This is a genomic window from Nocardia bovistercoris, assembly GCF_015674855.1.
GTDB classification, from domain to species: Bacteria; Actinomycetota; Actinomycetes; order Mycobacteriales; family Mycobacteriaceae; genus Nocardia; species Nocardia bovistercoris.
Genome location: NZ_JADMLG010000020.1, coordinates 22,292 through 42,229, shown reverse-complemented (window position 1 = coordinate 42,229; position 19,938 = coordinate 22,292). Strand labels below are relative to the sequence as shown.

17 protein-coding genes are annotated in these 19,938 nt (G+C 68.7%); 9 read left to right on the top strand and 8 right to left on the bottom strand.

Annotated elements, in window-relative coordinates; genetic code table 11:
* Positions 1-43 precede the first annotated feature (43 nt).
* A complete protein-coding gene (locus tag IT779_RS32560) occupies positions 44-766 on the top strand; it encodes an ABC transporter ATP-binding protein (protein ID WP_196153324.1) in 723 nt (240 codons plus the stop codon).
* Position 767: 1 nt separating this feature from the next.
* Entirely contained in the window at positions 768-3,467 is a 2,700-nt protein-coding gene (locus IT779_RS32555) for a branched-chain amino acid ABC transporter permease/ATP-binding protein (protein WP_196153323.1), read from the top strand.
* Between the two features lie 36 nt (positions 3,468-3,503).
* Here IT779_RS32555 and IT779_RS32550 read toward each other — a convergent pair whose 3' ends face one another.
* Positions 3,504-4,091, bottom strand: a complete 588-nt coding sequence (locus tag IT779_RS32550; protein WP_196153322.1) for a TetR family transcriptional regulator — start codon at positions 4,089-4,091, stop codon at positions 3,504-3,506.
* Positions 4,092-4,342: 251 nt separating this feature from the next.
* Between IT779_RS32550 and IT779_RS32545 the strand changes: the two genes are divergently transcribed.
* The 3 genes from IT779_RS32545 (at position 4,343) to IT779_RS32535 (ending at position 6,763) form a co-directional block, all read left to right on the top strand.
* Complete coding sequence (locus IT779_RS32545) at positions 4,343-5,209, top strand: amidohydrolase family protein (RefSeq protein ID WP_196153321.1); 867 nt, start codon at positions 4,343-4,345, stop codon at positions 5,207-5,209.
* Positions 5,210-5,276: 67 nt separating this feature from the next.
* Complete coding sequence (locus IT779_RS32540; RefSeq protein ID WP_196153320.1) at positions 5,277-6,482, top strand: amidohydrolase family protein; 1,206 nt, start codon at positions 5,277-5,279, stop codon at positions 6,480-6,482.
* Positions 6,479-6,763 (top strand): hypothetical protein, encoded by a 285-nt coding sequence (locus IT779_RS32535; protein WP_196153319.1) that lies wholly within the window; start codon positions 6,479-6,481, stop codon positions 6,761-6,763. The genes IT779_RS32540 and IT779_RS32535 overlap by 4 nt, the downstream gene beginning before the upstream one ends.
* 94 nt (positions 6,764-6,857) lie before the next feature.
* Here the strand turns inward: IT779_RS32535 and IT779_RS32530 are convergent, their stop codons facing one another.
* On the bottom strand, positions 6,858-7,148 hold the full coding sequence (locus IT779_RS32530; RefSeq protein WP_196153318.1) for a hypothetical protein: 291 nt from the start codon (positions 7,146-7,148) through the stop codon (positions 6,858-6,860).
* Between the two features lie 122 nt (positions 7,149-7,270).
* Positions 7,271-7,447, bottom strand: a complete 177-nt coding sequence (locus tag IT779_RS32525) for a hypothetical protein (protein WP_196153317.1) — start codon at positions 7,445-7,447, stop codon at positions 7,271-7,273.
* Between the two features lie 361 nt (positions 7,448-7,808).
* Here IT779_RS32525 and IT779_RS32520 point away from each other — a divergent pair, with 361 nt between their 5' ends.
* Positions 7,809-8,552: an alpha/beta hydrolase gene (locus IT779_RS32520; RefSeq protein WP_198429196.1), complete on the top strand. Its 744-nt coding sequence runs from the start codon at positions 7,809-7,811 to the stop codon at positions 8,550-8,552.
* 1 nt (position 8,553) lies between these two features.
* On the opposite strand, the gene IT779_RS38645 is transcribed toward IT779_RS32520, so the two are convergent.
* Positions 8,554-8,679 (bottom strand): hypothetical protein, encoded by a 126-nt coding sequence (locus IT779_RS38645; RefSeq protein ID WP_269781690.1) that lies wholly within the window; start codon positions 8,677-8,679, stop codon positions 8,554-8,556.
* A 4-nt stretch (positions 8,680-8,683) separates the two neighbouring features.
* Positions 8,684-9,472, bottom strand: a complete 789-nt coding sequence (locus IT779_RS32515; protein ID WP_196153316.1) for a thioesterase II family protein — start codon at positions 9,470-9,472, stop codon at positions 8,684-8,686.
* A gap of 611 nt (positions 9,473-10,083) precedes the next feature.
* Here IT779_RS32515 and IT779_RS32510 point away from each other — a divergent pair.
* Positions 10,084-11,184, top strand: coding sequence for a Gfo/Idh/MocA family protein (locus IT779_RS32510; protein ID WP_196153315.1), 1,101 nt, complete (start codon positions 10,084-10,086; stop codon positions 11,182-11,184).
* The gene (locus IT779_RS32505; RefSeq protein ID WP_196153314.1) at positions 11,181-12,119 is read left to right on the top strand and encodes an ROK family protein; all 939 of its coding nucleotides are present in this window, start codon (positions 11,181-11,183) and stop codon (positions 12,117-12,119) included. The genes IT779_RS32510 and IT779_RS32505 overlap by 4 nt, the downstream gene beginning before the upstream one ends.
* Before the next feature lie 62 nt (positions 12,120-12,181).
* On the opposite strand, the gene fabG is transcribed toward IT779_RS32505, so the two are convergent.
* Genes fabG through IT779_RS32490 form a run of 3 tightly spaced genes read right to left on the bottom strand, consistent with a single transcriptional unit; the run spans position 12,182 to position 18,143 of the window.
* A complete protein-coding gene (fabG, locus tag IT779_RS32500) occupies positions 12,182-12,937 on the bottom strand; it encodes a 3-oxoacyl-ACP reductase FabG (RefSeq protein WP_332839069.1) in 756 nt (251 codons plus the stop codon).
* Positions 12,928-14,157: a cytochrome P450 gene (locus IT779_RS38955; RefSeq protein WP_196153312.1), complete on the bottom strand. Its 1,230-nt coding sequence runs from the start codon at positions 14,155-14,157 to the stop codon at positions 12,928-12,930. The genes fabG and IT779_RS38955 overlap by 10 nt, the downstream gene beginning before the upstream one ends.
* Positions 14,154-18,143 carry an amino acid adenylation domain-containing protein gene (locus IT779_RS32490; protein ID WP_196153311.1) on the bottom strand — a complete coding sequence of 1,330 codons (3,990 nt, stop codon included), beginning with the start codon at positions 18,141-18,143 and terminating at the stop codon, positions 14,154-14,156. Before IT779_RS32490 ends, IT779_RS38955 begins: the two co-directional genes overlap by 4 nt.
* A 263-nt stretch (positions 18,144-18,406) precedes the next feature.
* Between IT779_RS32490 and mhpA the strand changes: the two genes are divergently transcribed.
* Positions 18,407-19,906 (top strand): bifunctional 3-(3-hydroxy-phenyl)propionate/3-hydroxycinnamic acid hydroxylase MhpA, encoded by a 1,500-nt coding sequence (mhpA, locus tag IT779_RS32485; RefSeq protein WP_196153310.1) that lies wholly within the window; start codon positions 18,407-18,409, stop codon positions 19,904-19,906.
* Positions 19,907-19,938 lie beyond the last annotated feature (32 nt).

Below are 19,938 nucleotides of genomic sequence, written 5' to 3'. Positions count from 1 at the left end.
TGGCATGGGCGTGCTCACCCGCTTCGACAAGGAATGACCGCACATGAACGCCATCTCGCCACCGGCGGGCGACACCGGTGCATCGGTGGTCCGCGCGATGGGCCTGAGCTCCGGGTACGCCGGAACGCCCGCCGTCCAAGATATCGACCTGGCCGTGCACGCGGGCGAGGTCGTCGTACTGCTCGGCGCCAACGGCGCGGGGAAATCCACCACCCTGCTCACCCTCGCCGGTGAGCTGACCCCGATGGCCGGGTCGGTCGAGGTACTCGGCCTCGGGGCGCGGCGTGGGCTGGACTACCGGGCGCGCCGCGGCCTCGGATATCTGACCGAGGGGCGATGCGTGTTCATGGAACTGACCGGCTGGGAGAATCTGCGGCTCGGTCGCGGGCCCGCCGAGCGCGCGCTCGAGTTCTTCCCCGAGCTCGAGCCGCACCTCGCCAAGCGCGCCGGGCTGCTGTCCGGCGGACAGCAGCAGATGCTCGCCCTCGGCCGGATCCTGGCCGCGCGACCGCGATTGGTCCTGGCCGACGAACTGTCGCTGGGGTTGGCGCCCATCATCGTGCGCAGGCTGCTTGCGGTGCTGCGTGCCGCCGCCGACGGCGGTACCGCCGTGGTGCTGGTCGAGCAGCACGTCCATCAGGCGCTCGGCATCGCCGACCGCGGCTACGTCCTGCACCGCGGTCGGGTCGTCATGTCGGGATCCGGCGCCGAACTCCGGGCGCGCGCGAGCGAGATCGCCGCCCACTACATCTCCGGGGAGGCATGAGATGGAAGCGGTGACCTTCGCCCTGATCGGGCTCGGCACGGGGTCGATCAACGTGCTGTTGGCCGTCGGGCTCGTGCTGATCTACCGGGGTTCCGGCGTCATCAACTTCGCGCACGGCGGGTTCGCGCTACTCGGCGCGTTCATCGTGATGGACCTGCGAACCCGGCACGACATGTCGTGGCCGGTCGCGCTCGGCGCGGCGGTGCTCGGCGCCGCCGCGGTCGGACTGCTGGTGCAGGTGCTCGTCATGCGGCCGTTGCGGACCGCGAGTCCGTTGGCCCGCGTCATCGCGACACTCGGCGTGCACACCGTCCTGATCCAGGGCGTCCTGCTCGAGTACGGCGCCGAACAGCGAACCGTGCCGGTGCCGGTGCCTTCCGGGCCCGTGCACCTCGGTTCCGAGGTCGTCGTCGGGAAGCAGAATTTCTACCTCGTCGCCATCGTCGTCGTGGTCGCGGTGACACTGTCGATCGCCACCCTGCGAACCCGGATGGGCAACGCGCTCACCGCCTCCGCGGAGAACGCCCGCGCCGCCGCGGCACTCGGGTGGTCGCCGAATCTGCTCGCCGCGCTGACCTGGGGACTCGGCGGTGCGCTCGCCGGGCTGGCCGGTGCGTTGTTCCCGGCGACATCCACCGGGTTCATCTCGATCGGCCAGATGAGCGTGCTGATCATCGGCGGCTTGGCGACCGCGCTGCTCGCGCAGTTCCGCTCCTACAACCTCGCTCTGGCGGGCGGCCTGGCGATCGGCATCGTGCAGGCGCTCACGACACGGTATGTGGACCAGACCGGTGTAGCCGACGCCGTGCCGTTCCTGGTCATCGTCGTCGTTCTGGTCATGCGGGGCAAGGGTTTACCGGTTCGCGGCAGTGCGGCCGACTCCCTTCCTCGGATCGGAACCGGTCGCGCGCACCCCGCTCTGGTCGTCCCGATAGCGGTGGCAGGCTTGGCATTGCTGCGATACGCGACGCCGAGCGGGTGGTACCCGGCCCTGATCGTGTCGATCTGCTTCGCCATCGTCGGGCTGTCGACGGTTGTGCTGACCGGTTACGCGGGACAACTGTCGCTGGCGCAATTCGCGCTCGGCGGGACGGGCGCCTACGTGGCCGGGCGCTTGGCCGCCGCCCACGGTTGGCCGTTCGAACTCGCCCTGCTCGCGGGCGTGGTCGGCGCGATGCTGCTCGGTTTGCTGTTCGGGTTGCCCGCGTTGCGCACCCGCGGGGTGAATCTCGCGGTGGTGACGTTCGGGTTGGGTTTCGCGTTGCACCAGATCCTGTTCAGCAACAGCGACTACACCGGCGGAGAGTTCCAGACGAAGCTCGAGTCGCTGCGCTTCCTCGGCCTCGATGTCGACCCGATCGTGCACGCGGACAACTACGGTCTGCTCTGCGCCGTATGGTTCCTCGTCCTCGCGGCCGTGGTCGCGACGGTGCGGCGCGGGCGAGTCGGCCGTCGCCTGCTCGCGGTCCGCACCAATGAGCGCGCCGCCGCGGCGATGGGGGTGAGCGTGTTCCAGAACAAGCTGTACGCCTTCGTGTTGTCGGCGGGCATCGCGGGCGTCGGCGGCGTCCTGTTCGGTTTCAGCTATCCCACCGTGCTCTATCAGCAACTGTTCGTTCCCGACCTGTCGATCACGGTGCTCGTGGTCACGGTGATCGGCGGCGTCGGGTACGTCTGCGGGCCGGTGGTCGGCGCGCTGCTGGCGCCGGGTGGCGTCGCGGTCCTGCTGTTCGACACCTCGTCGGCGATGTCGTCCTCGGACGAGAGCTTCGTTCGGTTCGTGCCGCTGATCACCGGCATCGTGCTGGTGCTGACGCTGGTCCTGAATCAGAACGGGGTGGTCGACCAGTTGGCGGCGCCGGTGCGGCGGCTGTGGCCGCGCCGTGCTCGTGACGACGAAGCGGTGACCGCCTCGGCGCCGCGCACACCGGTGGCGCCCAAGTCGCTCGAGGTGCGCGGGGTGACCCAGACCTTCGGCGCCTTCACCGCGCTGGCGGAGGTCGGCCTCACCATCGCGCCGGGCCAGGTGGTCGGGGTACTCGGCCCCAACGGCGCGGGCAAGACGACGCTCATCGATGTCGTCACCGGCTACAACCGGCCGTCTTCGGGCATGGTCGTACTGGACGGCGTGGACGTCACGGCATGGCCGCCGCATCGAAGGGCGCGCGCGGGCCTCGTCCGCTCGTTCCAGTCCCTCGAACTGTTCGACGACCTCACGGTGCGCGAGAACCTGCTGGCGTCATCGGAGGAACAGGATCTCGCGGCGTACTTCACCGGGTTGGTTCGGGCGGGCACGCCGCGGATGACCGATACGGTCTGCGCCGCCGTCGAGGAACTCGAACTCACCGACGTGCTGCACCGGCGACCGCAGGAGTTGTCCTATGCGCGAAGGAGATTGGTCGCGATCGCGCGGGCGATCGCCGCGCGGCCCTCGGTGCTGCTGCTCGACGAACCCGCCGCGGGACTCGACGAGCACGAGAGCGCCGAACTGGGCAGGCTCATCCGTCGCCTCGCCGACGACTGGGGCATCGGTGTGCTGTTGATCGAGCACGACGTCGAACTCGTGCTCGACAACAGTGACCGCGTCATGGTTCTGGATTTCGGACGGGTGATCGCCGAAGGCACGCCCGCCGAGATCAGGCGCAGCGATGCCGTGCGTCGCGCGTACCTTGGCGAGAGTCTCGTGGAGGCGACACCGTGACGGAGTTCGTGGAACCACGCGGGTGTCGGGCCATGTTCAGGGGGGATTCGGATCCGTGCGGCGACTCTGCGTCAACAGGGTGCGCGCTACCCACTCCACCTGGTCCAGGGATTTGTTCGAATCCATACCGCCGGTCAACACCGCGGCGAGCGCACTGCTCAGTGCGGCATTGATGCCGAATACCAGATTCGACACGACCTCCGGCGCCATTCCTTCGAGGAGGCGGTCGAACAGCTCCGCGTTCGTCTGATTCATCCGGTCGATCGCGGCTTTGGCCTCCGGATCGACCGAGGTCATTGTTTGCAGCATCAGTGCGGTCATGCCGGGATTGCGATGGAACGCGCGTTGAGCGCGACGTAGATAGTCCAGCACCCCCGACACCGGGTCCGCGCCCGCGCGACCGCTCGCCACGAGGAATCGCCGGGTCAATCGCTTCTGCCAGTCCTCGAGCGCCGCCGCCAACAGGTGTTCTTTGGATCTGAAGTAGCGATAGAGGGTCGCCAGCGCGACGTGTGAGCGTTTGGCCACATCGCGCATCTGGACCGCGTCGGCGCCCACGTCGGCGATCAGGTCGATGGCCGTTTCGATGATCTTGGCTCGTCTGGCCAGCTGCGAGCTGGTCATGTCCGTCGGCGGGACCACGTCGGCTTGCGTGTCGCGGATGATCTTGCTGTTGACCGTACGACCTCCGTTCGAGCTGGATGGGCAGAGAACCTTGTTCTGGATTCTCGTCCTCAACGATATCTCAGATCCGCATCTGACATCGATATTCGGTGTCCGAAGGACCTCCGATGCCTTGACATAGGTAGAACGGTGTTTCAATAATGGCGGGCAGCGACCGCATCTGTCGCATCCATGCTTGGTAGGAGGACGCCATGTCCGGACCTGTCGGTCTACCGGTAATCGACACCATGATCGGCTTCCCGCACGATGGCTCGGCGCAGTACGACTTCATCCGCAGGCAGACCAAGGATCGCGAGTCGAGGGAAAGCTTCGAGTTCCCGGTCGAGTACATGTTCAAGGACGTACCCGACGCGCCGCGGACCGACGATCCGGTGTCGCTGCTCCTGCGGCAGATGGACCGTTTCGGCATCGAGAAGGCCATGATCGGGGTCACCGAGGAAGCCGCCGCGTCGGCGCTCGCGAATTTCCCCGACCGATTCATCGCTTCCGGCGCGGTCGCCGACCCCAATGACGTGATGGGTTCGGTGAACGCGATTCGCCGCGACTACGAGCGGTACGGCATCCGAGCGACGTCGGTATTCCCCGCGGGCACCTTCCCACAGGTCGCGATCGATGATCCGAAGATGTATCCGATCTATGCCACCTGCGTCGAACTCGGGATCCCGATCTTCGTCTGCGCGGGTGTACCCGGTCCGCGCGTTCCTTTCGCGCCGCAAGAGGTTTCCCGCATCGACGTCGTGATGTTCGATTTCCCGGACCTGGTCTTCGTCACCCGACACGGATGCGAGCCGTGGGAGGATCTCGCCGTCAAGCTGATGCTCAAATGGCCCAATCTCTACTACTCGACTTCGGCGTTCGCGCCCAAGTACTACCCCGAGGCCATCATCGACTATGCCAACTCCCGTGGCGCGGACAAAGTCCTCTACGGCGGCTACTTCCCGATGGGTCTGTCGCTCGAGCGCATTTTCGGTGAGCTGCCGAACGTGGCGTTGAAGGACGAGGTGTGGCCGAAGTTCCTGTACGGCAATGCCGCGCGCATTCTGGGGCTCGAGGGCTGAGGTCGGACGGCCTGCCACGCGCACACCGTTATCGACCGAAAATCCGCTAGGAAAGGACACCGTCGCGATGACGACCGAACTGGGGTTCACCTACTTCGACTGCGACAACCACTATTACGAGGCCATCGATGCCTTCACTCGCCACATCGACCCGCGATACCGGAAACGGGCGATCCAATGGGCGCAGGTCGACGGCAAACAGCGGCTGATGGTCGGCGGCAGGATCAACAGGTTCATCCCGAATCCGACCTTCGACCCGGTCGGCAAGCCGGGCGCCCTCGACGAATACTTCCGCGGCCGCAATCCCCATGGCGCGGACTTGAACTCGATGTTCGGGGAGCTCGAGCCCATCCGGCCCGAATACCGCGACCGCGACGCGCGACTGGCGTTGATGGACGAACAAGGCATGCAGGGCTGCATCCTGCTGCCGACACTCGGCGTCGGGATGGAACAGGCGCTGCTGCCCGACCTCGACGCCGTCGTGGCCACGTTCCGCGCCTTCAACCGCTGGATGGACGAGGACTGGGGATTCGCCTACCGCGAACGTATTTTCGGCGCACCCTACATCACGCTGTGCAGGCCCGACGCCGCTGTACGCGAGCTGGAATGGGCCTTGGAGCGCGACGCGCGCTTCGTCGTCATGATCCCCGGACCCGTCTCGACCGAGGTCGGCATGCGCGCACCCGGCGACCCGATGTTCGACGATTTCTGGCGATTGGCCGATGAATCCGGAATCACGGTGTGCTATCACTCCGGCGAGACGTACTACTCCAAGTTCATGCCCGCCTGGGGTGAGCCGGACTACATGATGTCCTTTCAGGCGCTGCTCGGTTTCCGATCGTTGTTCTCCGGCGACGCGTTGCAGGACACCTTCGCCAACCATCTGCACAGCGGCCTGTTCCTACGCTTCCCCAATTTGCGGATGGCATCCATCGAAAGCGGCTCCGCCTGGGTATTCCATCTGTTCGAGAAGCTCACGAAGTCCTACGGGCAGATTCCCTTCATCTACAAGGAAGACCCGCGCGAGACCTTCAAACGCCATGTCTGGGTCTCGCCCTTCTACGAGGACGAATTGGACAGTCTGCGCAAGTTGATCGGCGAGCGGCGCATCATCATGGGTTCGGACTATCCCCATGTCGAAGGTCTGGCGGATCCGGCCACCTACATCCAGGATCTGCGGAACTTCGACTACACACCGGAGCAATGTCGAACCATCATGCGCGACAACGGAATCGAACTATCGATACGCAGGCCGGTCGGCGAGCGCTCGTGAGGGTCGAGAAGGCGGGATTGGTCGCGATGCTGTCGGAGGTCGGTGAGGAGAACGCGGCGGTGCTACTCGCTCGCTCCCCGCTGCCCGACCGGATCGACACCACCCACGACCTCGAAGCGCTGCTCGCCCTCGGTCTGGAGCCGGATCAGGTCGAGCAGGTCGCGCGCCTGGCCATCGGCGCGGTCGACACCGACGATGCCGACACCCGGCGCAGGCGGGGCGAACTCGAGAAGACCATCTCGCGGCGGTGGGCCGACCTGGTCGACCGCTGGACTTCGTGAACGACCGAGTCGCAGACCGATGGTTCCGGGCGTTGAGGTGATTGCCGAACGTTCGGTGTTACACGAGACCTCTTCGTGTCACGCGTGATTCGGTTCACCATGCGATCTTCTCCCATTCGGGCGCCACCCGGACGGGACAGCGACCGAGGAGCTCCGATTCGAAGAAGGTGGGCATGGGACGCGGAGTTACTCGGCTCGCCTCGAGGTCGCCGTCGATGGCGATCGAGTGGGCGAGTTCGAGCTCGAACTCGGCATCACTGTTCTTTTCCGGCCGCTCACGGCCGCCGTCCGAGATGGCATGCTCGCCGCTCTCGGACCTGGTGACTGCACCGTGACGGTCTCCGTCGAGTCCCCGGAAATCGCGCCGATCATCGAGCGCGAGCACACGTTTCCGGCAGCGATCATGATCGATCTGCGCAGGCCGATCCCACCGGTGGGAAATCTGCCGACACCGCCTCCCGCACCGCCGAACCGCGGCATGTCGAGGCCGTGGCCGCCACAGCGCCGCTAGATCCGCGCGCGGGCCTGCATCTCGGCTTCCATCGCGGCGACGAGGTCGCTGACCGTCGAGCCGCAGCTGTCCCGGCTGTTCACGCCGCTGAGCAATGCCGAACCATCATGCGCGACAACGGAATCCAACTGGTGATTCGCCGATGGGTCGGTGAGCGCTCGATCCGGGAGCACTGCGCACCTTCGGTTTCGAGCGGGATCGGGTCGAGCAGGTGGCGCGCCCGGCCGCCGGCACGATCCATACTGGCGACGCCGACATCCGACGCGGGCGGGGCGAACTCGAAAAGTCATGTCGCGGCGGTGGGTAGCCCCGGCCGACCGGTGGACTTCCCGGCCGACCGAGTCGCGGACGACACGTCTACCGAAGTATTTGACGATCACGGCTCCTGCTGCTACTTTTTCGGAGGCCGTGCGAGATGACAAGGAGGTGGTACCCGTGGACGCAGTATTGACATTGGTGCTCCTCTCTGAGGTCACGGTCGGGCGGTAGGTCGTCCGGGAGCGCCGTTCATGAGCACTCCCGAAAGGCACTACTTTGCAGATCACTTCTGAGCTTCAGTTCACTTCCGAACAGCGTCTCGACGGCGACGTCCTTGAGCGCGAGTTCACTCTCGGCGAGATCCGCGGCATCGTATGGACACCCGCGTCCGCTCCGGCGCCGCTGATCCTGCTCGGCCACCCGGGCGCACTGCGGAGGATGTACCCCCGAGTGGTGGCCAGGGCCCTGCACTCCGCGGCCGACGGCTTCGCCACCGTCAGCATCGAGCTTCCCCAGCCCGTCGGCGAGGAGAAGACCCGCGCCGAACAGGCCCGCGCCGATCTGATGAAGGCGCTGGAGTCCGGCGGTCCGGTCGATGAGGAGATCATCGAGCGGCTCATCAACCGCCAGATGCTCGACCGGGCGGTCACGCACTGGCGGGGCGCCATGGACGCCGCCCTCGCCCTGCCCGAGATCGCGGGCCCGGTCGGGCTTTCGGGCGGGGCGATCGCCCTCGGCATCCGGCTGGTGACGGCCGAGCCGCGCATCGTGGCCGCCCGTCTGTTCGCCGGAACGTACGTGCCCCGCGCGATGTTCGCGGAGGCCGGTCAGGTCAACATTCCGTTGCAGGTCATGTTGCAGTGGGACGACGAGGGCAACGACCGGCAGTCGTCCTTGGAGCTGTTCGACGCTTTCGGCTCCAAGGAGAAGGCGCTGCACGCCAATATGGGTGGGCACACCGGCATCCCGGCGTCGGAGGCGGAAGAGGGCTCCCGGTTCTTCGCTCGGCACCTGAAGTGAGCTAGACCCGGCCGCGCGTCGAGGACGGGTCGAGGCCCGCCTCGACGGCGGTGACCGGGAGCCGCACCACCGCCCCGATCGCGGCGGTACCCGCTGTTCGGCGGGTACCGCCCGGTCGGGGCGGCACCGGGTCACCCCGGGGTCGAGGACGAATTCGAACCGCGTTCGCGCAGCGCGCGACCCACCGATTCCCCGATCGATCGGACCACCTGCGCCGCATGCTGTTCCAGATAGAAATGGCCGCCGGGAAACACCCGGAGATCGAATCCGCCCGTGGTGTGTCGCTCCCACGCCTCGGCCTGCGTCGGCGTGACCTGCGAATCGGAGTCACCGAGGTAGGCGTGGATCGGGGTCGGCAGCGGCGGGCCGGGAAGACAGCGGTAGGCGCTGATCGCGCGATAGTCGGCTCGTGCTGCCGCGAGGATCGCCGTGACCATCTCCGGGTCGGCCAGGATACGGTCGTCGGTGCCGCCGAGTCGACGGATGTGGTCGGTGAGAGCCGCGTCGTCGAGCAGGTGCGTCCGCTCGTCGCGGTGCGTCGACGCGGCGACGCGTCCCGACACGAACAGCGCGACGGGGCGGATGTCGTCGGCGATCAGGCGTCGGGTGGTCTCGAAGGCCACGATCGCTCCCATACTGTGCCCGAACAGCGCCATCGGCTTGTCCGCCCAGTCGCGCAGCCGTGCCGCGACGGCCTCGGCGAGATCGGGAATCGTCTCCGCGCACGGCTCGTGGCGGCGGTCCTGCCGCCCCGGAGGCTGCACGGCGAGTACCTCGATCTCGGGCGCCAATGCCCGCGCGACCGGCACGAAATAACTTGCGGCGCCACCCGCGTGCGGTAGGCAGATCAGCCGGACCGCCGCATCCGGCGCCTCGCTGAACCTGCGGAACCACAGGCGATCGTCGTCGGTTCTGACCATGCGGGAAATATCCGATCTCGTCGTCGTATCGGGTGGGTGGACCGTGAAATCCCCGGTGCGGGACCGATGCGCCGCCGCCTGCCTCGTTTCCGCGGTGACAGCGTGTCGGTGTCGTCGATGGGATGGCAATTCCGGGCTGCCGGAACAAGGATCGGAATTCGGGACTCAGCGGCCGTCATTCAGGTGGCCGTCATTCGGGACTCGGTGGCCGTCGAGACATTCGACAGCAGCGTGAGAGGCCGACTCGGGAATCGCGAAATATCGAACTGCGGTAAATATTCCACTCGACATCCGATACCCCCGGCGGATCGTCGACACCGTTGACGGAAGGTCCACCCGATTCGGAGCGGCATCGATTCGAGCATGCCGCACTCCACGCGCGATGGCAACCGTATCGCGGAATCCGTCTGTCGAATCGGCGACCGATACGGCGAAAGGAACTGCGGCGCCGCCGATCTGTCAGATCGAGGGATGTGCGGCACCGGACGAAATTTCTACTCTCGGTCACCAGGTGCCGCCGGCAGAAGAGAGATTCGCGATATGAGTTCCCGATTCATCCCGGTGTACCCGAATCGGCGGCGGCGCTACGCCACCGAGCCAGAGGCCGCGGCATGACCATACGCACAGCGCTGATCGGCTTCGGTTGGTCGAGTCAACATATCTGGTTGCCGCGGCTGCAGGCCGCCGCGGACTACGAGGTCGTGGCGGCCGTCGATCCCCACCCGGGTCGTCGCAGCCGGTTCACCGCGACCACCGGCAGACCCGCCATCCCGAGCCTCGAAGAGTTCGACCCCGACCGCGTCGACTTCGCGATCGTCGCCCTCCCGAACTATCTGCACGCCCGGGTCGGATGCGGATTGCTCGAGCGCGGTGTCGCGACATTCATCGAGAAGCCGGTGTGCCTGTCCACCACGGAGGCGGATTTTCTGGCCGCGGCCGAGAATTGCGGCGGAGTGTCGTTGCTCGCGGGTAGCGCCGCTCGACACCGCGCCGATATCGCTGAATTTCGGGCACTGCTGCCCCAACTCGGCGAACTGCGCACGGTCGACCTGAGTTGGCTGCGCGCGAGTGGGGTGCCGGGAGGCGGGGGTTGGTTCACCAATCGTGGGCTGGCGGGCGGCGGAGTGCTGATCGACCTGGGTTGGCACCTGCTCGATGTCTTCGAGGACATCGCCGGTCCGGCGACCTTCCGTCAGGTCACGGCGATGACGTCGCACGATCACGTGAATACGCCGTCCAAGGGCACCACATGGCGCGGGGGTCAGGAGTCGCTCGGCGCCGTCGCCGTCGCCGATGTCGAGGACACCGTTCGCGCGTTCATGGTGACCGACAGCGGTGTCGGGGTCGGACTTGTCGCGAGTTGGGCTTCGGCCGCGGTCACCCACGACTCGACCTCGATCCGGGTCACGGGCAGCGCCGGAACGGCCACCCTGCGTTGCACATTCGGATTCAGCCCGAATCGCGAGCGGCGCCCGGGCATCACGGTCGTCTCCGACCGGCGCATCCAGGAGATCGTGGTGCCGACGGAGCCGCCGGGCACGGAGTACGACCGACTGCTCGACGAGATCCGGGACCGACTCGCCGACCCCCGGGCTCGCGGCACGGCGATCCGCGGAGCGCGCCGGATCATCGACACGATCGAGGCCATCTACGCCGCAGCGGGCGAGCCGACCGCACTGACCGAGTCGGCGGCGATGGAGGATGTCGGATGAGCAAACGTCGCGAGGATCGGCCTGCCCCGCCGCGGCGGCGACACACCTGGCTCGGAGTCGACATCGGCGGCACGAAGACAGCCTTGCGCGCCCACACCGACGGCGGCGCGGTGCGGGATCGGGTGTTCCACTGGACCGTGGGCGGGGTCGACACCGACCTCGCGCAACTGTCGAGGGAAGTGGATCTGCTGCGCGGGGAGATCTCGGCCGAATTCGACGCGGTGGGTGTGGGATTGCCCGCAACGATCGACTCGATCGGAGTCGTTTCGGCGTGGCCGAACCGCCCGGAGTGGGTGGGGCTGGACGTGCACCGCGCCTTCGGTGCGTTGTTCGGCGGCGCCCCGATCCGGTTCGCCGACGACGGGGATCTGGCGGCGATGGCCGAAGCCGAGGCATGCGGTGGTGCGCGTCTGCTCTACGTCGGGGTCGGCACCGGGGTGGGCGGGGGCATGGTCGTCGGTGGCGAATACGTCGGCTCGACGGATACGGGGTCGTTCGAGATCGGCCATCTGATCACCGATGCGGACGGCCCCGACTGCCGATGCGGCAGGCGGGGTTGCCTACAGGCCTGCGCGAGTGGACCGGCGATCCTGGCGCGCGCCGGGCGGCTGCGCGGTGCCCCGGTGACCTTCGCGGAACTGAGATCCGGCCTGCTCGGCGATGAGCCGTGGGCCGTGCGAGCGATGGATCGAGCCTGCCACCGGCTCGCGGTGGCGATCACCGGAGTGAACGAGCTGCTGCATCCCGACGTGGTCGTCGTCGGGGGTGGCGTAGCGGCCGGGCTGCCGCGATTCGTCGCCACGATCGACGCGCACGCGCGCGCACTGGCCCGCCCCGGCGTATCGAGTACCCCGCCGATACGAGGATCTCGGTTCGGCGAGCTGTCCACGCTGTACGGGGCTGTCGCGTTGGCTCGGCTGCTCATCCGTAGCTGAGATCGCGGCGATCGACGGCAAGGCCACTATTCCGGTTCGACGGATTCCGACGGGCGCGCCGGTCAGCACACCGGCCCACCGGCGACATGGATGATCTGGCCGGACACGAACGACGCGTGGTCGCTCGCCAGGAAGGCGACCACGTCCGCGATGTCCTGCGGCTGACCGACCCGGCGCAGCGGAATGGTCGCCGCGGCCTGCGCCTGGTGCTCCTCGACCGTGCGGCCTGTTTGCGCCGCCAGTGCCGCGGTCATCTCGGTGGCCACATAGCCGGGCGCCACGGCGTTCACCGTGACGTTGAGCGGACCGAGTTCCAGGGCCAGCGTCTTGGTCAGGCCCTCGATTCCGGCCTTCGCCGCGGAATAGTTGGCTTGGCCGACATTGCCGACCGCGGCGATGCTCGACACGTTCACCACGCGGCCCCAGCCGATCTTGGCCATGTGCTCGGCGACCGCGCGCGTCATCAGGAACGTGCCGCGCAGGTTGACATCGATGACCAGGTCCCAGTCGGCGGGTGACAGGTAGAAGAGCAGGTTGTCCCGGGTGGCGCCCGCGTTGTTGACCAGGATGCCGGGCGTACCGAACCGGTCGACGACTTCGTCGACCGCCGCGCGGACCGAGTCGGCGTCGCTCACGTCGACGCCGACGGCCGTGGCGCGGCCGCCCGCTTGCTCCAGCGCCGCGGCGGTGCGTCGCGCGGCCTCGGCGTCGAGATCGAGGACGGCGACATCGATATCGTCGCGGATCAGCCGATCGGCCACCGCGGCGCCGATGCCACGGGCCGATCCGGTGACCACGGCGACGCGGTTCACGCGGATTCCGGGTTCAGCACGACCGGAAGGGAACTCATGCCGTGCAGGATGCTGGAGTAGATCCACCGCTCGGGACCGGTCTGTTCCGCCGACGACACGAGCGTGCGCAGCGAGTCGAGCACCTCCTCGACCTCGATGCGGGCCAGCGTGTGTCCCAGGCAGATATGTGAGCCGAAGGCGAAGGTCAGGTGCTTGTTCGGCGTGCGATCGAGTTGGAAGCGGTCCGGATCGGTGAAGACCTCGGGATCCCGGTTGGCCGAGGAGATCCAGACGCTGACGATGTCACCCTTCTTGACCGGCTGCCCGTTGACCGTGGTGTCCCCGGTCGCCAGGCGTCCACCGTGCAAGGAAGGAACGGTCCAGCGCAACACCTCGTTGGCGGCGGTGTCGAGGCCGACGGCGCCCTCCTTGAGCGCGCGCCACTGGTCCGGCCATTCGATCAGCGCCTGGACGCCGCCGGATATGGCATGACGTCCGGTCTCGTCTCCGCCGATCATGAGTCCGTAGCAGTTGGACATCAGGTCGGCGTCGCTGAGCGGTTGGCCGCCCAGGTGACAGTTGGCCAGCAGACTGACGACGTCGTCGGAGTCACTACCGCGTCGGGTGTGGGCCAGGTCGGCGAAGTAGAGCAGTATCTCGCTCTTGGCCTGCCAGCTGTCCTGCGGCGGGGCGTCCGCGTCGTCGGAGCTCCACGCGTGTGAGGTCAATCCGAGCAGATAGCGGCGGTCCGCCTCGGGCACGTCCATCAGACCGCAGATGGCGCCGAGCGGCACGCTCGCGGACACGTCGTGGACGAAATCGCACTCGCCCTTCTCTATCGCGGCCCTGATCAGGTCATCGATCGTGCGCCGGATCGCCTCGCGGATGTTCTTGAGCCGACCGGGGGAGAAGGCCGCGTTCAACACGTTGCGCAGTTGGGTGTGCTTGTCACCGTCGGTCACCGCGAGCATCGAGCCGGACGCGGAGTCGCCACCGGAGAGCAGCGTCGCCAACGCGTTGCCACCCTCGGTGGTGAAGTGTTCCTTGTCGCGGTAGACCGCCATCGCGTCGGAGTGGCGGGGGAAGACCCAGAAGCCGGGACGATCCCCTTTCGGCGGGTGCCAGTAGTGCGGCCGGTCCTCGCGGAGCCTGCGCCACACCTCGGAGAGTTCGTGCTCGGCGTGCAGCACCGGATCGGCGAGGTCGAGTGAGTCGAGGAGTTCCGGGCTGACAACAGGGCGGGTCATCGGTGGCCTTCCACGTGCGGATTTCGAGCTGGTGCGGACGAAAGCGATGTCGCCACCGCGGCGAGGGCCCCGACCGTCGGGTTCGCCAGGATCTCCTTCGGGGAGAGGGCGAGACCTGCCTGGCGGGCGCGCCGGATCAGCGAGATGGCCAGCATGCTGTCACCGCCGAGCGCGAAGAAGTTGCTGTCGACGCCGACGTCGGTGGCCTCGAGCAACTCCTCGAAGAGGGCGGCCAGTGTGCGTTCGGCCGGGGTTCGCAGGGTGGGCTGTGCGGTCGCGAGCGCGGGACTCTCCGACTCGGCGAACGCGGGCAGTGCGGCCAGGTCGAGTTTGCCGTTGGGCGTGACGGGAAGGGTACGCACGACCACGTAGCCGGTGGGCACCATGTGCTGGGGCAATCGGCGTGCGGCGTGGTCGCGCAGTTGTGCGTCGTCGGGGGCCTCGCCGACGGGCACGACCCAGGCGACCAGTCGGGCGCGGCCCGCGCGATCCGCGCGGACGCCGACGACCGCGCGGGTGACCGCGGGCAGTTCCTCGAGCACCGCCGCCACTTCGCGCGGCTCGATCCGGAAGCCTCGCAGTTTGATCTGGTCGTCGGCCCGGCCGTGGAAGTCCAGGTCGCCGTCTTCGCGCCACGACCCGATATCGCCGGTGCGGTACATCCGGCTGCCGGGCGGGCCGAACGGGTCGGCCACGAATCGTTCGGCCGTCGCCGCGGGCCGGTTGAGATAGCCACGCGCGACGCCGGGACCCGCGACGTAGAGTTCCCCGCGGAATGCGGTCGCCACCGGCTGAAGAGCGGGTCCGAGCACGTGGACGCGGGCGCCCGCGATCGGACGCCCGATCGTCGGCCGCCCGCCGTTGACGAGCGGTCCGCTCTGGGTCGCGCAGACGGTGACCTCGGTGGGGCCGTAGGCGTTGACCATCCGGCGGCCCCGCGACCACCGCGCGGCCAGTTCCGCCGGGCATTCCTCGCCCGCGCTGATCAGGCCGCGCAGTCCGGGCACGGCGGTGGGATCCATGCTCGACAGCGCGACCGGCGGGAGGATGGCGTGCGTGATCCCGTGCTCGACCAGGACCGCTGTCAGCGCGTCCGCGGCGAGGGGGCCCGGCGGCGGCACGACCACCGTGGCGCCCGAGGTGAACGCCCCCGTCAGTTCGGCGACGAACGCGTCGAAGCTCGGTGAGGCGAACTGGAGCAATCGGGCGGTGTCGTCCAGTCCAAGGCCCTCGCGTTTGGTCGCTGCCAGGTTCGCCAGTCCGGCGTTGGTGACCGCGACACCCTTCGGCCGCCCGGTCGTGCCGGAGGTGAAGATGACGTACGCCGGATCGGTCTGCCGCGACTCGACCAGGGGGAACACGTCCGCTCCAGCCAGGGTCTCCCGGTCGTCCACGTGGATGACCGGGAGGGGACGGATCGACGGGAACTCGGCGGATGCCGTCGTGCAGACGGCCGTCGGGTCACAGTCGGCCAGCATCGCCGCGATCCGCTCCCGCGGGTACCCGGGGTCGACGGGGACGAAGGCCGCGCCGGTTCGGGCGGTCGCGAGTACCGCGGTGATCAGATCCACCGAACGGGGCAGCACGAGCGCCACCAGCCGCCCCGGCGCCGCACCCGCCGCGGCGAGCGCCGTCGCGAGGCGGCCCGCCCGGCGATCGAGTTCGGCATAGGAGGTCGGGACGCCCGCCGCTTCCACGGCGGGTCGGTCGGCGTGTTCCTCCGCCGCGCGTTGCCACAGTCGGCCCAGCGTCGCGGGGCGCCGTGGTTGCGGGGTGGTGTCCCGATCCCGGGGCGCCCGGTGGCGGGTGTGCGCGTCGAGAAGGTCGAGGCGCGCGAGTGGTCGGTCGGGCGACTCGCGAAAGGTTTCGAGCAGTCGCACGACCAGGTCGAGAAGCCATGCCGCGGGGGCGGGGCCGATTCGCCGCGGATCGGTGACCAGGGTCAGCACGAGTTCGCTCGCCTCACGGTCGACCCTGAGTTCGGCGGTGAGCGGTCGGGCGAGGTCGGGCAGGGTCTTCCCGGGACGGCCGAAACCGACCGCGGTGTCGAACAGAGTGTCGGCGGCGGCGTCGAGCACCGCCAGCCCCTGCGGTCCGAGCGCGGCGTGTTCGGCCGCCGTGGCCGCGGCCTGCCCGGCCCGCTCCGCGACGACACCGAGCGAGTCCGGGGGCGCGACGGTCACCACGAGCGGCCCGAGGTCGGGGTCGGCACCGGCCTCCCGTTGCCCGAAGACCACCGGCGCGCCCGCCCCCAGCAAACGCAGCAGCGCCGCCCACACCGCGCGCACCGCGCTCTGGGCGGCGGGCTCCTCGCGGGTGCATCCGGCCGTGGCGGCATCGATCCGGCGCACCAGGAACGCGGCATCGGGAATGTCTCCGGCGGGCGGCGTGATCAGGTCCCGCAGCAGGGAGGTTCCGGTGACTTCGTGCAACGTCGAACGCCAGTGCCGCGCGCCGAGCGCCTGCTTCCGGAGCAGGTTGCGATCCGGCTTGGCCGATCCCCGCAGCGGCAGTACGGGTCTGACCTCGATCTCCACCGGCGTGTGGTGGTCGCCGAGCGCCTCCGCCACGTGCCCGCGCAACTCGTCGGGTCGCGGCGTGGAACCGGACGTCGGTGTCACCACCGCGTCGACCCGTGCCAGGCGGTCCGCGTCTTCGATCCCGAAGACCGCCGCTTGGGCCACGTCCGCGTGTTCGAGGAGCACGCGCTCCACCGCTTCCGGGTAGATCAGGACGCCGTAGCCCTTCAGGACGCCGTCCAGCCTGCCGTCGAGGGTCAGGTATCCCGACTCGTCGAGGCGCCCGATGTCGCCGGTGCGCACCCATCCGTCGTGGACCACGCGAGCGGTCTGCTCCGGATCGTTCCAGTAGTGGCTCATCGCCCAAGGGCCGGAGGCACAGATCTCGCCGGAGACGCCCGGCGCGAGGACCCGGTCACCATCCCGCGGATCGCGGATGGTGATCCTGACGTTCGCGGGCGGACGGCCGACGGTGCGGCGCAGGTCAGGGTCCAGGTGGTCCTGCGGGGTGAGCTGGCTGATCATGCCGGTCTCGCTCGTGCCGTAGACCTGGAACAGCACCGGGCCGAGGGATTTCGCGGCGGCCGCCATTCGCTCGGGAGCGGCCGGACTCCCGGTGTAGTACACCTCGCGCAGGCTGCTCAGGTCGTAGTCGTCGAATGCGGGATGATCGGTGAGGGCGTACACCTGCGGCGAGGCGAGGACCAAGCGGGTGACGCCGTGTCGTGCCACGGCACGCAGTACCGCCTCGGCCTCGAACCCGTTGTGCAGCACCACCGCGCCCCCGGCGATGATCACGTCATCGGCGGAGAAGCCGCTGGAATGGGTGAGGGATCCGGTGACCAGGCATACGGCCGGTTCGGCGTCGACCATGACGGCGGCCATGTCGTTCTTGACGGCGAAGGGCCAGCTGACGCCCTTCGGCCTGCCCGACGAGCCGCTGGTGAACGTCACCGCCGCGATCTCCGGAGCTGCGGCCGTCGAGTCGTCGAACTCCGAGGCCGGAGCCAGGGTCATGTCGAGCACGCCGGGTCCGGACGGACCGGGTGCGACGATGCCGAATTCCGATCCGGCCGAGGCGCGCAAGCCACGGGCCCGTTCGAGGTTGTCCTGGTCCACCGCGAGCACGGTCGGCCGCAGACCGGCCAGGATCTCGGCCTGGACTCGAGGACTCATCTCGTCGTGCGGGTCGGCGGCGTTGATTCCCCGAATGTGGACCGCCGTCGCGCCGAGGAGATTCGCCCCGTAGCGGTAGATCAGCGTCGCCGGTGTGTTCGGACTGGTCAGCACGGCGACCGAGGCGCCGGGGCCGACGCCTGCCGATCGCATCCACGCCGCTGTCGTGCGGATCGCCCTGGCGACCCGCTCCGCCGAGAACGGCTCGTCCCCGAGCGTCACGGTGATGGCGCCGGGGTCGGCGTCGAGCCGACCGAGAATCCGGCGGACGTAGTGGTCGTTCCTCCGCAATGTTGATCTCCGATGCAGCTCGACGATCTCGCGACCGGCGGATCGGCCGCGCGGCCGGGCGCCAGTGCTGACCAGCTCGTTGTAAAGGTGTGCACGGCAACGCTATGGGCGGCGGGCGCCGTCGCGGATCCCTCGTATTGACAGTGCCGACCAGCGCCGCGCCCGTGGCCGTGCGCGGGCACTGTCAGGGCGAGCGATGGCAGCGCGCCGCGTCGGCTGCGTATGGTCGCGCAGTCGCCACAAGGTCCAGCGGAAGGCGTGACATGGTTACTTCGCCCTCACCGGCCGACGTCGTGGTCGTCGGCTGCGGTCCGAGCGGTGCGGTCCTCGCGAGTCTGCTGGCCCGCCGCGGCCGCCGGGTGACCGTGTTGGAGCGGCATCGCGAGGTCTTCGGATTGCCCCGCGCCACCAGCTTCGACGGGGAGACCGCCCGACTGCTGGCGGCCGCGGGCGTCGGGGCGGGTCTGTCCGAGATCTCGGTACCCGCGACCGGCTACCAGTGGCGCGGCGCGGACCGCAAGGTCCTGCTCGATATCACCTTCGCCGAGGACGGCCGGTACGGGTGGCCGGACGCCAATACGATGCACCAACCGGCGCTGGAGCGATTGCTCGGCGCCGCGCTGGCCGCCGAAGCCGGGGTCGAGGTCCGGCGTGGCCTGTCGGTCATCGATATTCGCCAGACCGAGGACGATGTCACCGCGATCGCCGAGGACGACACCGGCGCCACCCATGCCTTCCCGGCCGACTGGCTGGTCGGCTGCGACGGGGCCAACAGCGTCGTGCGCGAACTGAGCGCCGTGCCGATGACCGACCTCGGGTTCTCCTTCGAGTGGCTGCTGTGCGACGTCGAATTGCACGAGGCCCGCGAATTCGTGCCGACCAATGTGCAACTGTGCGATCCGGCCCGGCCAACCACCCTGGTCGGCAGCGGGCGTGATCGGCGGCGCTGGGAATTCATGTGCCTGCCGGGGGAGTCCGCCGCCGAACTGGACAACGTCGACACGGCGTGGCGGCTGCTGGCGCCGCACGGCATCACACCGGAGACGGCGAAACTGCTCAGGAGCGGGGTGTATCGATCTCATGCCCGGTGGGCGCAGCAGTGGCGGCGGGGCCGGGTGTTCCTCGCGGGCGACGCCGCCCATCTGATGCCGCCGTTCGCAGGTCAGGGCATGTGCTCGGGTATCCGCGACGTCAGCAATCTGGCGTGGAAACTGGACATGGCGCTCGGCGGCCGGGCCGACGAACGGCTGCTCGACACCTACACCGTCGAGCGGCGCGCCCACACCAAGGCGGCCGTACTCGCCTCGGTCAGACTCGGCCGGGTCATCTGCGTCACCGATCCGGCCGCCGCCGCCGACCGCGACGCGTCGATCCTGGCCAACGGCGGCGGCCGACCGACGCCACCGCCGGAGGCGACACCGCTGACCGCCGGACTGCTCCGGCCCGGCGGCGGTGACGTGATCCCCGGCGGGCGACACGACGCCCTGATCGCCGCGGGCTTCCTGTTGATCACGACCGAACCGCCGGAGGCGCTCGGCGACATCGAGCGCGCCCTGTTGTCCGGGCTCGGCGCCGCCGTCGTCCACCTCGACCCCGAAGACCGGACCGATTCCGGATATCTGGACTACCTGCGGGACCGGAGCGCGGCGTCGGTTCTGGTCCGGCCGGACTACCACGTCTACGGCACCGCCGTCGCGGGCGCGACGGCCGCGTTGGCGGGCGGTCTGCTCGACCGGATCGGGGCGCATCGTCCGTCAGGCTGAGGGATTCCGGCCGCCGTTTCCCGCCCCTAGCG